Below are 12,673 nucleotides of genomic sequence, written 5' to 3' on the forward strand. Positions count from 1 at the left end.
AGACCCTGTTGACTTACCAGAGTTTTGTTCGCTCGCGCAACGCTCATATCGGGCCAAGACACATCCTGTACACCAAAGGAAATTGAACCATGACCAAAACTATCCTGCATATCGACGCATCGGCCCGCCGCGAAGGCTCGACCACTCGTGACCTGTCGGCACGCATCGTCAATCACCTGGGCGCTGACCGCATAATTCGCCGTGACCTTGCCACTCCCCTGCCGCTGCTGACCGAAGCCTGGGTCAGCGCAAATTTCACCCCTGCCGATCAGCGCAGTGCCATGCAACAGGACCAGTTATCCCTGTCTGACGAGCTGGTAACCGAACTGCAGCAGGCCGATACGCTTGTCATAGGCCTGCCGATCTACAATTTCTCGGTGCCCGCGGCGTTCAAAGCCTGGATCGACCTGATTGCCCGCGTCGGAGTGACCTTTTCGTATTCCGAAAGCGGTCCAAAAGGCCTGTTGGATGGAAAGCGCGCGGTTTTAGCCGTGGCGTCGGGTGGCACAGCTGTCGGGTCTGATGTCGATTTTGCCACCACCTATGCCAAGCATGTACTTGGCTTTATCGGTATTCATGACGTGGAAATCGTCGCCGCCGACCAGTTGGCGCTGGATGCCGAAGGTTCTCTCAGCAATGCACGAAATGCGGTTTCGCAACTGGCAGCCTGATTGACCTTCACCTCAGAATGCGTCCAGTCTGTCCTGGATACCAAATGGGCAGACTGGACGCACGCAATGAAAAAGATCGGCATTCTGGGCGGCGTGGGCTGGGCCTCGACCGTTGATTATTACCGGGCGATTGCCGAAGGCGCGGGGCAGTTTTTCGCCCAGCGCGGACATGGATCCCCTCTGCCCATCCCACCCATGACCATCGAGTCCGTGACCCAGGCTAAAACCCGTGCCCTGCGTGGCGTCGCTGGCGATGAGGCCAGTTGGGCCGGATTTGATGCTGTATTTCGGGAAGCTTTGTTAACTCTTGAAGCCGCTGGCTGTGACTTTGGGATTATCGCCTCGAACACACCCCACGCGCGGCTGCATGCAATCCGACAGGGCGTTACGATGCCCATTCTCAGCATCTTCGATGCAACCGCCGAGGTTACGGCCTCGACAGACGCCACGCGCGCGCTGGTTCTGGGCACCACGGTAACGATGCAGGCGACGCACTATGCCAACAAGCTGGGCGAGATTGGCATCAGCGCAAACGCCCGCCTGCCCGAAAGCGAAATTGCAAAGATGCAAGCGATGATCGACGGTGATTTCTACGGCGGCGCGTCAGAAAGCGCCCGTGCGCGCCTGCTGGCCTTTTGTAACCGGCATGCCGAACCCGGAACCGCAATCCTTCTGGCCTGCACGGAACTGCCGCTGGCCTTTCCCGATCATCTGGACGACCCTGTGTTCGAGGCTGACGGGCATCTGTTCATCAACCCGTCCGCTGCACATGTGGCCGCGGCCCTGGACGAAGCGTTAGTGCCCTGATCAGGGCAGCCAGTTCACCGCGCATGTAATCCGATCGAAGAAGGCCATCAAATCAGCGCGCGAGATGGCAACTGTGCGGTCGTTGACCAAGGGATGCATGTTGATCACATCGGCCTGTTGTGCGGCAGCATCCATGTAAAAGCGTACTTCATTCTGCACCCCGTTGATCATCGCCAGCGGGCTGACAGCCCCAGGGCGGATGCCGAGGTTTTGCAACAGCCGATCCGCCGAGCCAAAGGACAGGCTGCCGACACCCAGCTCGGCGCCCAGCGCCTTGAGGTCGATGTCGCGGCTCTGTTCCAGCGTCACCAGATAGTTCCGCTTTTTCTTATCGCGCAGATAGAGGTTCTTGAGGCGCAGGGTACGCTCACCCGGCACAAGAAACTGATCTTCGACGCCTTTCGCATCCTCAACCGTGCGCAGCGGGATGTGGGTATGCAGCCTATAGGTCAGGCCCCACGCATCCAGCTGCGCCAACAGCCCATCGGAACTGAGCGGCAATGTGTCTTGAAAAGCGGATGATGCGTCCATGGGAACCTCCTGTCTGCCTCGCTCATCGCCCAACACGGGCACGATTTCAAGCCGAGACAAACCGCAAAACGGGTGCTAGCGTGCCGCCATGAAAGTGACGCGCAATTCCTCTAACCAGTTGATCCTTTCCGATACCCCTTGGTTTATCGGCATCATGCTGGTCTTCTTCATTCTGGCATTTGTCGGCGCAGGCCTGTTCTTGGCCAGCGAAGGCGGTGAGGGCATCTTGTTCGGCATCTTCTTTGCACTGTTCGGCGGCGGAATGGGCGTCGGCGCATTCTGCGCATTTGTGCGCCGTGTTCAGGTCATCCTGGACCGAAGCCAAGATCGCATCATGATCCGCAGGCAGTCGGTCTTTGGCTATGAGACTGTCGAGCATGTGCTTTCAAACCTATCCCATGCGGAGATTGAAAGCACGATATCTAGAAGCGACAAGGGGTCATCCACCCTCTATCGCCCTGTGCTAATATTGGACAAGGGGATGAGCGCGGGACGTCATCCCATCGTCGAAGCGTTCTCGAACGGTCGTGGTGCGCATCGGCTGGTTGATGCGGTCAATAACTGGCTTCCTGCGCGCAAGGTTGACACCGCTAGCCGTTCAGCTTAAATCCCTGCCCAACATCCGGAAGCCTCAGATCTTCCGGTCCCTTGAGTCGTTCAGGGATCGCCCCCCACCAGCGAGTTTCGCCCGTGGGGGCAATTGTGTATTTAACCGGTGTTTCTTATCTGAGAAGCGCCACCAGATAACCGGCTAAGGAGGCCGCAGGCATGTTTGAAAATCTATCCGAACGCCTCTCTGGCGTCTTTGACCGGCTGACCAAACAGGGTGCGCTGTCTGAAGAGGACGTCAAGACCGCCCTGCGCGAAGTACGGGTTGCCTTGCTTGAGGCTGACGTCTCGCTGCCGGTCGCGCGGGAGTTCGTCAAGAAGGTACAGGATCAGGCCACCGGACAAGCGGTGACCAAGTCGATCACCCCCGGCCAGCAGGTCGTCAAGATCGTGCATGACACGCTCGTTGACGTGCTGCGCGGTGAGGATGATCCCGGTGCGTTGAAAATCGACAACCCGCCTGCCCCGATCTTGATGGTCGGTCTGCAAGGTTCGGGTAAGACTACGACAACCGGTAAGCTTGCCAAACGGTTGAAAGAGAAAGAGGGCAAGAAGGTCCTGATGGCCTCGCTGGATGTTTATCGCCCGGCGGCGATGGATCAGCTGGCCGTTCTGGGCACACAGGTCGGCGTCGATACGCTGCCGATTGTTCCCGGCCAGAAGCCCGTCGACATCGCCAAACGCGCCAAGCAGCAAGCGACGCTGGGTGGCTATGACGTCTATATGCTCGATACCGCGGGCCGTCTGCACATCGACGAAGTGCTGATGAACGAGGTCGAGCAGGTTCGCAACGCGGTCGACCCGCGCGAAACCCTGCTGGTCGTCGACGGTCTGACCGGTCAGGTCGCCGTTGAGGTCGCCGAGGAATTCGAAGCCAAGGTCGGTATCTCGGGCGTGGTTCTGACCCGTATGGATGGCGATGGGCGCGGCGGTGCGGCGCTGTCGATGCGCGCGGTCACCGGCAAACCGATCCGCTTTGTGGGCTTGGGCGAAAAGATGGACGCGCTTGAGACGTTCGAGCCGGACCGGATTGCAGGACGTATTCTGGGAATGGGCGACATCGTTGCCCTGGTCGAAAAGGCCCAGGAAACAATGGAGATCGAACAGACCGAGCGCATGATGAAGCGCATGGTCAAAGGTCAGTTCAACATGAACGACCTGAAGATGCAGCTGGAACAGATGATCCAGATGGGCGGCATGCAAGGCATGATGGGCATGATGCCCGGCATGGGCAAGATGGCTAAACAGGTCGAAGAATCGGGCATGGATGATAAGGTGCTCAAGCGCCAGATCGCCTTGATCCAATCCATGACCAAGCGTGAACGCGCCAACCCGCAACTGCTGCAAGCCAGCCGCAAGAAACGTATCGCGGCGGGTTCCGGTATGGAGGTCAGCGACCTCAACAAGCTGCTCAAGATGCACCGGCAGATGTCGGACATGATGAAGAAGATGGGCAAGATGGGCAAAGGCAAGATGCTGAAACAGGCCATGAAGGGCATGTTTGGCAAAGGCGGCCCCTCGCCAGAAGACATGGCGACAGGCATGGACCCCAAGGCGCTAGAGCAGGCGGCCAAAGCGATGGGTGGCAAGATGCCTGGAATGGGCGGAGGCATGGCCCTGCCTCCGGGCCTCAGCGGATTTGGCAAAAAGAAGTAAATGACCGCCGCTGCACCTCATATCCCCCGGCTTGAAACCGAACGCCTGATCCTGCGCGCCCCGTGCGAGGACGATTTCAGCGCGCTGGAAGCATTCTTTGCCAGTGACGCATCGAAATTCGTCGGCGGTCCCAAGCGTGCGGATGAGACATGGCGGACACTTGCCCTACTGCTGGGTCACTGGACCCTTCGCGGCTATGGGTATTGGGCGGTAGAGGAAAAAGGCGCCGGCAAATACATCGGCCATGTAGGGCTGTGGTTTCCGCATAGCTGGCCTGAGCCGGAAATCGGCTGGACACTGATGAGCAGCGCAATAGGCAAAGGATACGCGACCGAGGCGGCGCTCGCCGCACGGACATATGCCTATGACGTACTGGGCTGGGATACTGCTATTTCTCTGATCGACCCCGACAATCTGGCGAGCAGAGCCGTGGCCGAAAGATTGGGTGCGCGGTTTGACAGCATCTATAAACACCCGGCCTATGGCGAGATGCAGGTTTGGCGGCACCCGGCTCCATCAGACCTTGAGAACGGTGGAGTGGAGGCATACGCATGACGACGTTCTCCATCCCGATCATCGAAACTGAACGCCTTTTCCTGCGGGCCCCGCATGCGGATGACCTGCCTGAGTTGACTGCCTTCTATGCATCCGAGCGCAGCCATATGGTTGGCGGTCCGCGGGACCAGGTGGGCAGCTGGAGCTCTCTGGCAACACGTCTAGGTCACTGGGCGCTGAAAGGCTACGGCCTTTGGCATCTGACCGAGAAATCCAGCGGTCGCTTTGTTGGCGGGGTTGGCATCATTGATGTACCTGGCTGGGACGAACCCGAACTCGGTTGGACCCTGATGGAAGGGGCGGAAGGCAAAGGTCTGGCTTTCGAGGCAGCCCTTGCAGCTCGCGACTATGCTGCACGCCAACAGGGTTTGAATGGCGTCATCAGCTATATCGCGCATGAAAACACGCGCTCTCGTGCCTTGGCCGGGCGTATGGGGGCTAGCTTCGAGCGTGAAGGCGAAGTGATGGGCAAGCCCTGCCAGGTCTGGCGCCATCCCACGCTCGATTTATCCGAACCTGCTTTGACCACCGAAAGGACCGGCCAATGACCAATCCCGTGACTCAGGCTGCCGCGTTGCTCAAGGACCACCGCGAAAGCATCGATCGCTTGGACGCGATTCTGGTTTACACACTGGGCGAGCGGTTCAAGCACACACAAGCCGTTGGCAAACTGAAAGCGGCACACGACCTTCCCCCGTCCGATCCCACGCGCGAAGCTGCGCAGATCGCACGGTTAGAAGACCTGGCGAAAGAGGCCGATCTTGACCCCGATTTCGCCAAGGCTTTTCTGAATTTCATCATTCAGGAAGTCATCCGACACCATAAGAAACACCAGAATTGACCGGGCCGTTCCCGGCACACGCCATCTAAAGGAGATACCACCATGGCAATGAAAATTCGTCTCGCCCGCGGCGGCTCGAAAAAGCGTCCCTTCTACCGCATCGTGGCTGCCGACAGCCGCATGCCGCGCGACGGCCGTTTCATCGAAAAGCTGGGCACCTACAACCCGCTGCTGCCGAAAGACAACGAAGAGCGCGTTAAAATGGACATGGAGCGCATCCAGTACTGGCTGGACCAGGGCGCCCAGCCCACCGACCGGATCGCCCGCATGCTGGAAGCAGCCGGCGCCAAGGAAAAAGCTGAGCGTAGCAACCCCAACAAGGGTACCCCGGGCAAGAAAGCTCAGGAGCGCGCGGAAGAAAAAGCTGCAAAGGCCGCTGAAGCTGCCGAAGCTGCTGCTGCGCCTGCTGAAGAAGCAGCAGCAGAAGAGTAAGCAGGGCGGCGCGTGCGGGATCAGACCTTTACCGACGATTTTCGCGCGCAGTTCGATCTGTTGTTGCGGCTCCGGCGCGACGTGCGCCGGTTTCGCGACGAAGCTGTGAACGAGGCAGTGCTGACGCGCTGCCTCGACGCGTTTCGACTGGCGCCTTCTGTGGGGCTCAGCGAGCCTTGGCGTGTGGTCCGAGTCGAAAGTACCGCCGCGCGCGAGGCTGCGCTTAAGAACTTTCAGGCGGCGAATGCCCAGGCCCTAAAGGGATACTCGGGCGACAATGCGCGGCTCTACAGTCAGCTGAAATTGACGGGAATGCAGGAAGCACCGGTGCAGCTGGCCGTGTTCTGCGACGATTCCACCGACAAGGGGCGCGGTTTGGGTGCAGGTTCGATGCCCGAGATGCGGCGCTATTCCGTGGTCTCGGCTGTCACGCTGTTCTGGCTTGCGTTGCGGGCCGAAGGGATGGGCTTAGGATGGGTGTCTATTCTGGATCCCGAACAAATGGCGCGTGATCTGAATGTGTCGGATAGCTGGCGGTTGATCGGTTACTTCTGTGTCGGATGGCCCGAAGAGCACTCGGAAACCCCCGAGTTGCATCAATCTGGCTGGGAATTCCGCGACGACAACCTGCTTGTGGAGGTACGATAGACGTATGTTCGGACTATTACGGCTTCCTATCCTGATGATGATCGCCTTTATTGTGGGCGTGTTTTTCGAACGCTCGAACCAGCGCGAAGCGTGTGAGGCACGCGGGTTATGGCAAGACGGGCTATGTGTGACGGTGGATGGACCAAATGAATGACCTGATCTGCGTAGGAAGTGTTGCGGGCTCATACGGGGTGCGCGGCGAAGTGCGCCTGAAAAGCTATTGCGCGATCCCTGAGGATATCGAAGCCTATTCGCCGCTGACGGATGAACAGGGCGCGGAACGCTATCCGCTGGTCCTGACTCGTCCGATCAAGAATGGCTTTGCCGCCAGATTGGGCGGAGTTGAAACCAAGGAACAGGCAGATGACCTGAAGGGGCTGCGCCTGTTTGCGCGGCGCGATCAGTTGCCTTCGCTACCTGATGACGAGTTCTACCACACAGATCTAATCGGGCTTGCGGTCTATGACACAGGGGGCGCGTTGCTGGGTCAGGTTAAATCTGTCCAGAACCACGGTGCGGCGGACCTGTTGGAATTGCACGGGCCGGGCCTGAATTCCACTGTTTTGCTACCGTTCACACTCGAGTCGGTTCCTACAGTTGATCTGGAACAGGGCCGCATCGTCGCCGACCCGCCCGAAGGGCTGATCTGATGCGTCGGGTCCTGCTGCATCTGGGCCTGCACAAAACTGGCACAACAGCAGCGCAATCCTTCCTCTATGAAAATCGCGAGCTGATTTGGCCGCATTTTGCGCTGGTCCTACCGTATCGCACCCGCAATTCCGGCCTGTCCCGCGCGGCCACCAACCATTCCGTCTATGGAACGGTGGGAACCCTCTCAGAGTTTGGCAGTCAGCTGCGCGAATTTCTGGACAGCCTGGATTTCGGCGACAAGCGGGGACTGATCCTGAGCGAAGAAAACTTCGCCGGCCTCAGGCCCAGCCGCAATATCGACCAAGGCTATGCTGCGGCCCCTGATCTGGCTGCCTGTCTGGTGGATTCAATTCGCCAGCGATTTTCAGGGCAAGAGGTTGAGATCACGATATACCTGTCTCTGCGCCAGCGCGGAGGCTGGTTGCGCAGCCTGTGGGCACATGATCTGGAACGGATGCGACAGGTTTTTGACTTTGAAACCTTTCGCGACAACCTGGACCACCTGCCCCCGCTGCAAGACACCGTCAGCCGCATCAAGGAAAAGCTGCCTTCCGTCTCTGTTACGACTGAATGGCTGGAAGATTTGCAACTGCGACGGCTTGGACCTGGCGACCCCTTTGCCGAATTTATGGACCTGCCGCGTGACAAGGCCAACCTTCTGGTGCCTCCGACACAAGTCAATACCCGGCTCCCCGAAGACGTCCTGTCCGAGTTGCTGGACCTGAACCGTTCGCGCCTGGACGAGGCGGCTCTGGTGGCGCAAAAGACTGCCGTGATTGAACGCGCGCAGACAGACCTGATTGGTACATCATGACTGATACGTCCCCGAAATCTCATGGTCGCAAGGCGATCCGTCCTACGTTGAAACCGCGCGAGCTGCTTACGCCCACGCCCGATTTGCATGGGGTGTGGAAGGCCAAGATCATCACCTTGTTTCCGTCGGCCTTTCCCGGAGTTCTTGGCGAAAGCCTGACTGGAAAAGCCCTGCAAGAAGGGTTGTGGCAGCTGGAAACCGTTGACCTGCGTCAGTTCGGTGTCGGCAAGCATCGCAATGTGGACGACACCCCGGCCGGTGGCGGAGCGGGGATGGTGTTGCGCTCAGATGTATTGGGCGAAGCAATCGAGCACACGATGACCGAGGCGCAAGGAAACTGGCCTCTGATCTACCTTAGCCCGCGCGGTCGCCGCATGGACCAGTGCATGATGCAGAACCTCGCGCGCTGTGATGGCATGACCCTGCTATGTGGGCGGTTTGAAGGTGTTGATGAACGGGTGCTGGAGCATTACGGCGTCCAAGAGGTCTCGCTGGGGGATTTCGTGATGACCGGAGGCGAGATTGCCGCGCAAGCGCTGATCGACGCCACGGTGCGTCTGATCCCCGGCGTCCTGGGCAATCAGGCCTCGGCCGAAGAAGAGAGTTTTTCGTCGGGCCTGCTGGAGCACCCCCAGTACACCCGCCCGGCCGAATGGAAAGGCCGCCCAATCCCCGAGATTTTGATGTCAGGCCATCATGGTCGCATCGCCGAATGGCGTCACGATATGTCCGAACAGATCACCCGCGAACGGCGACCCGATCTGTGGGAGGCCTATCTGGGTGAACGGGAAGAGACGTCTGAATGACATCCCCCGTGTGACATGAGCCCCGCAGCTGAGCGGTCCCGGTTGCAGAATTATTCGGGGGGGAAAAGCGCGAATGCAGGCTTGATCACTTCGTCGTGGGCGACACCATCGAAACCTATGGGGTGCCCAAAGTCTAAGGGCTACCAGATTTCCAGCGCGCCCAGATTTCCGGTGGCCCGTTGAAGACATTGATATCAACCCTCCCCTGAACACCGGGCACCAGCCCGGTGCCGGTGTATTGCCAGAGCCGCCACACCGCTTTGGGATACACATTTCGCGGATGACCGGCGACCGAACGCAACCAGAACTCGGTCTTGGGCAGCCGCCCGATATTCGTATCACCATAGAAATCCACCGTCGTATAGACGATCGGACGGCGCCCATAGTGGCGTTCGAGGATATCGAGGAACCGTTGCGCCTCGGCCCGAACCGTCGCACCATCGGGGCGCAGGGTGCAGGTCTTGGAATGCGGGGTCCACTCCATGTCCAGCACATGTGGCAGATCCGATCCCTTGGGTACGTTCTGGATGAACCAGCGGGCCTGTTCCCGCGCCGACCGGCAGAAATAGTAGTAATGATATGCCCCCCACGGCACGCCCGCAGCCTGCGCACCTTGCCGATGGCTGGCAAACATGGGGTCGGCGACATCGCCCCCTTCGGTCGCTTTGATAAAGACGAAACTAACGCCGGACTGCTTGGCGGTGCGCCAGTCTATCGCTCCTTGCCAGCGCGATACGTCCAGCCCGTGCACCGGGTAATGCCCCGGATGTCTCCCTTCCCATTCGTGGGGGTCTGCATCTGCAAAGGCTGGGAAGATCACAGAGGGCGGCGTAGCATCTGGAAACGACTGGGCCTCGACCAGTTGCGGCGGCGGGCTGCTGCGACCGCAGGACAGGGTCGCAAAGGCCATGACGGCAAGCATCAATGCGGTGCGCATGATCTAATCCTGTATCAAATGACTGCTCTTATAATTACGTCCAGTTTGCCTGATCAGCCCCGCAAGGCAATGGTTCTGTTTGCGTGCGGCGGAAACCCACCGTTTTCCCCGCCTTGCATGGCGATTTAGGCTTGATCCCTGCCCCCGATGCCCGTAAATGACCGCAATCCGGTGCCGCAACTTCGCGACTCCGGTGTTTTGGTTTGCATCATGTCGTGACGCCCAGCTTTCTTCAGCCACGGCGCGGCGGGCAGGCCAGAGACCAAGTGAACATTCGATCTGACCTCTGGCGGGCTGTACGCAGGACCCGGTGAAGACCAAGAGCTCTCAGGCCGTGCCCAAACTTCGTGGACCAACCACGAGCAGATAGGAGAACCTGCGATGGACCTGATCGCACAGCTTGAGGCGGAACAGATTGCCGCCCTGGGGAAAGACATCCCCGATTTCAAAGCCGGTGACACCATTCGTGTCGGCTTTAAAGTGACCGAAGGGTCGCGCACCCGTGTTCAGAACTACGAAGGCGTCTGCATCGCCCGTAAAGGTGGCAACACCATCGCCGGTGCGTTCACCGTGCGCAAGATTTCCTTTGGTGAAGGCGTGGAGCGTGTGTTCCCGCTGTATTCAACCAATATCGACAGCATCACCGTTGTCCGCCGTGGCCGCGTTCGTCGCGCCAAACTGTACTATCTGCGCACTCGTCGCGGTAAATCCGCACGTATCGCAGAGGTCACCAACTACAAGCCCAAAGCTGGCGCCGAAGCGTAAGGAACGGAAAGATGAAAAAAGACATCCATCCCGATTATCACGTCATCGACGTCAAAATGACCGATGGCACCATAGTTCAGATGAAATCCACCTGGGGCTCCGAAGGCGATCAGCTGGCTCTGGAAATCGACCCCTCCGTGCACCCCGCATGGACCGGTGGCGGCGCGCGTCTGATGGACGCCGGTGGCCGTGTGTCGAAGTTCAAAAAGAAATACGAAGGTCTGGGCTTCTAAGCCTGACCCGTTTCGAATGCGAAAGGCCGCCCCTCTGGGCGGCCTTTTTCGTTTTACCCGAAACCTCTGACACCGCCCTGGCAAGAAACGCGTCAGGATCAATCCCTCAGGGTTTCGTCGCGCGTGTCAGATCCGCCGCGCTGTGCACCGGGGGCACAGGGCCGCGCAGCAACATCAACCCCAGCGTCACGCCGATCAGCGCCGCAATCGCCGTCACCATCATGGCGCTGTCAAATGCGTTGTCCTGCAGGTCGCGCAAGGTCTTTGCCAGAGCACTTCCCGATGTTGGATCCATGCCTGCGATCAACTGCTGGATCTGACTGGGCGTTCCGTGGGTCAGCGCATGGGCCAGATCTTCGCGCGGGGTCGAGCCAGCCGGAAGCGCGTCAATCACTTCGGTCAGACCCCGGCGCGAAGTGATGGCCTCGGCCAGGCCGCAGACCACAGCCCCCAGCGTGGCCCCGAAGTATAGACAGGCATTGATCACACCTGACCCCTGCCCTACATGCTCGTCCGGCAAAAGCCGCAACCCAAGACGCGGCAGCAGCGAAAAACAGATGCCAAGGCCAATGCCGACGATCATCAATTTCCACCATATCTGCGCATATTGAGTGGGCACTGTGATCGTGGTCAGCAACAAAAACCCAACCGCCATAGCACTCAGCCCAATCACTACGGGCCACTGAAAGCTGTAGGGCGCCAGAAACCGGGGCGCGATGACCGAGACCGCAAACATGCTCAGGCTCAACGGCATAATCGCAAGCCCAGCCCCAATAGACGTGTACCCGAATGTATCAGGCGATTGGACGAAGGTGTTGAAATAGACGAAAAAGCCAAACAGCATAAAGCCGGTAAGGAACATCCCCGCTGCCGCCATGAAATAGCGCGGATGAAGGAAATAGCGCAGCTCGACCAACGGATCTTCACTGCGGCGCGAAGCCAGCACAAGGCCGACCATGGCCAGCATGGCCACACCCAACGGCACCAGCGTCAACGGTGCCCGCCATCCACCACTTTCCCCATTGCTCAGGGCAAATGACAACGGCCCCAGAAACAGCACAAGAGCCACAGCGCCGAGATAATCGAACCGGGCACCGGCCAGTCGCGTGTTCGGTACATAGTTCCGTTTTCTCACGGTCAACCCAATGATAAACGCGGTAGCCAGCAAGATCAGATCGGTGGCGAAAACGGCTCTCCAACTGATGTAATGGGCGAATGCACCGCCCAGGATTGGGCCGATCCCGATCGCCAGTCCGACGATGGCGCCCCATGCTCCGGTAACGCTGGCGCGTTTTTCCTCCGGGGTCGCTGCAGTCAACAAGGGCAACGACGTGCCAAACAGCGCTGCGGCCCCTGCCCCCTGCGCCCCACGGCCAAACAGCATCATCGCCCCGTCCTGCGCGAACAAGGCCGAGGCAGAGCCTATGGCAAAAACGATCATGCCAACCAGAAACACGCCCAGCTTGCCCGTGATATCACCCAGCCGACTGATAATCGTCACCAGCGTGGCACTGACCACGGTATAGATGGCCATGACCCATTGCAGGTCCGAAGGCGACAGATCGAACTCATTCTTAAGATCAGGCAGGATGGTCGCAACCGCCGTGGAATTGAAGCCAACAACAACCATGCAAATCGCCGTCATGACCAATACAACGCGTGCGCCGACATCAGATGAATTCGTTTGTAACATCAAATACGTCCTAAAATACGGGCG

At 59.0% G+C, this 12,673-nt stretch carries 18 protein-coding genes; 15 read left to right on the top strand and 3 right to left on the bottom strand.

From position 1 onward, the window contains the following. The first annotated feature begins 89 nt into the window (after positions 1-89). Both AC2FIC_RS14535 and AC2FIC_RS14540 read left to right on the top strand, forming a co-directional pair. On the top strand, positions 90-671 hold the full coding sequence (locus AC2FIC_RS14535; RefSeq protein WP_271951444.1) for an FMN-dependent NADH-azoreductase: 582 nt from the start codon (positions 90-92) through the stop codon (positions 669-671). 66 nt (positions 672-737) lie between these two features. Then, positions 738-1,478: an aspartate/glutamate racemase family protein gene (locus tag AC2FIC_RS14540; RefSeq protein ID WP_271951500.1), complete on the top strand. Its 741-nt coding sequence runs from the start codon at positions 738-740 to the stop codon at positions 1,476-1,478. Here the strand turns inward: AC2FIC_RS14540 and AC2FIC_RS14545 are convergent, their stop codons facing one another. Beyond that, on the bottom strand, positions 1,479-2,009 hold the full coding sequence (locus AC2FIC_RS14545; protein WP_496692178.1) for a prolyl-tRNA synthetase associated domain-containing protein: 531 nt from the start codon (positions 2,007-2,009) through the stop codon (positions 1,479-1,481). Positions 2,010-2,097: 88 nt separating this feature from the next. Between AC2FIC_RS14545 and AC2FIC_RS14550 the strand changes: the two genes are divergently transcribed. From AC2FIC_RS14550 to trmD, 11 genes are all read left to right on the top strand, one after another. Further along, entirely contained in the window at positions 2,098-2,616 is a 519-nt protein-coding gene (locus AC2FIC_RS14550) for a hypothetical protein (protein WP_281973524.1), read from the top strand. A gap of 161 nt (positions 2,617-2,777) precedes the next feature. Further along, positions 2,778-4,274, top strand: coding sequence for a signal recognition particle protein (gene ffh, locus AC2FIC_RS14555; protein ID WP_496692177.1), 1,497 nt, complete (start codon positions 2,778-2,780; stop codon positions 4,272-4,274). After that, on the top strand, positions 4,275-4,829 hold the full coding sequence (locus tag AC2FIC_RS14560) for a GNAT family N-acetyltransferase (RefSeq protein WP_496692176.1): 555 nt from the start codon (positions 4,275-4,277) through the stop codon (positions 4,827-4,829). Continuing rightward, entirely contained in the window at positions 4,826-5,377 is a 552-nt protein-coding gene (locus AC2FIC_RS14565; protein WP_496692175.1) for a GNAT family N-acetyltransferase, read from the top strand. The genes AC2FIC_RS14560 and AC2FIC_RS14565 overlap by 4 nt, the downstream gene beginning before the upstream one ends. Next, on the top strand, positions 5,374-5,670 hold the full coding sequence (locus AC2FIC_RS14570; protein WP_142639150.1) for a chorismate mutase: 297 nt from the start codon (positions 5,374-5,376) through the stop codon (positions 5,668-5,670). Before AC2FIC_RS14565 ends, AC2FIC_RS14570 begins: the two co-directional genes overlap by 4 nt. A 42-nt stretch (positions 5,671-5,712) precedes the next feature. After that, the gene (gene rpsP, locus AC2FIC_RS14575; protein WP_142639148.1) at positions 5,713-6,102 is read left to right on the top strand and encodes a 30S ribosomal protein S16; all 390 of its coding nucleotides are present in this window, start codon (positions 5,713-5,715) and stop codon (positions 6,100-6,102) included. A 12-nt stretch (positions 6,103-6,114) separates the two neighbouring features. Then, positions 6,115-6,750: a 5,6-dimethylbenzimidazole synthase gene (gene bluB, locus AC2FIC_RS14580; protein ID WP_496692174.1), complete on the top strand. Its 636-nt coding sequence runs from the start codon at positions 6,115-6,117 to the stop codon at positions 6,748-6,750. A 4-nt stretch (positions 6,751-6,754) separates the two neighbouring features. Next, a complete protein-coding gene (locus tag AC2FIC_RS14585) occupies positions 6,755-6,904 on the top strand; it encodes a hypothetical protein (RefSeq protein WP_496692173.1) in 150 nt (49 codons plus the stop codon). Continuing rightward, complete coding sequence (rimM, locus tag AC2FIC_RS14590) at positions 6,897-7,400, top strand: ribosome maturation factor RimM (protein WP_271951457.1); 504 nt, start codon at positions 6,897-6,899, stop codon at positions 7,398-7,400. The genes AC2FIC_RS14585 and rimM overlap by 8 nt, the downstream gene beginning before the upstream one ends. Next, on the top strand, positions 7,400-8,215 hold the full coding sequence (locus tag AC2FIC_RS14595; RefSeq protein ID WP_496692172.1) for a hypothetical protein: 816 nt from the start codon (positions 7,400-7,402) through the stop codon (positions 8,213-8,215). The genes rimM and AC2FIC_RS14595 overlap by 1 nt, the downstream gene beginning before the upstream one ends. After that, on the top strand, positions 8,212-9,021 hold the full coding sequence (trmD, locus tag AC2FIC_RS14600) for a tRNA (guanosine(37)-N1)-methyltransferase TrmD (protein ID WP_496692171.1): 810 nt from the start codon (positions 8,212-8,214) through the stop codon (positions 9,019-9,021). The genes AC2FIC_RS14595 and trmD overlap by 4 nt, the downstream gene beginning before the upstream one ends. Positions 9,022-9,154: 133 nt before the next feature. Here trmD and AC2FIC_RS14605 read toward each other — a convergent pair whose 3' ends face one another. Beyond that, positions 9,155-9,958: a glycoside hydrolase family 25 protein gene (locus tag AC2FIC_RS14605; protein WP_496692170.1), complete on the bottom strand. Its 804-nt coding sequence runs from the start codon at positions 9,956-9,958 to the stop codon at positions 9,155-9,157. A 381-nt stretch (positions 9,959-10,339) separates the two neighbouring features. Here AC2FIC_RS14605 and rplS point away from each other — a divergent pair, with 381 nt between their 5' ends. Both rplS and rpmE read left to right on the top strand, forming a co-directional pair. Beyond that, positions 10,340-10,723, top strand: a complete 384-nt coding sequence (gene rplS / locus AC2FIC_RS14610) for a 50S ribosomal protein L19 (RefSeq protein ID WP_142639138.1) — start codon at positions 10,340-10,342, stop codon at positions 10,721-10,723. 11 nt (positions 10,724-10,734) lie between these two features. Further along, positions 10,735-10,956 carry a 50S ribosomal protein L31 gene (gene rpmE / locus AC2FIC_RS14615; RefSeq protein WP_142639136.1) on the top strand — a complete coding sequence of 74 codons (222 nt, stop codon included), beginning with the start codon at positions 10,735-10,737 and terminating at the stop codon, positions 10,954-10,956. 106 nt (positions 10,957-11,062) lie between these two features. Here rpmE and AC2FIC_RS14620 read toward each other — a convergent pair whose 3' ends face one another. Then, positions 11,063-12,649, bottom strand: coding sequence for an MFS transporter (locus AC2FIC_RS14620; RefSeq protein ID WP_496692169.1), 1,587 nt, complete (start codon positions 12,647-12,649; stop codon positions 11,063-11,065). Between the last annotated feature and the right edge of the window lie 24 nt (positions 12,650-12,673).

The organism is Ruegeria sp. CDSC079 (genome assembly GCF_059610505.1).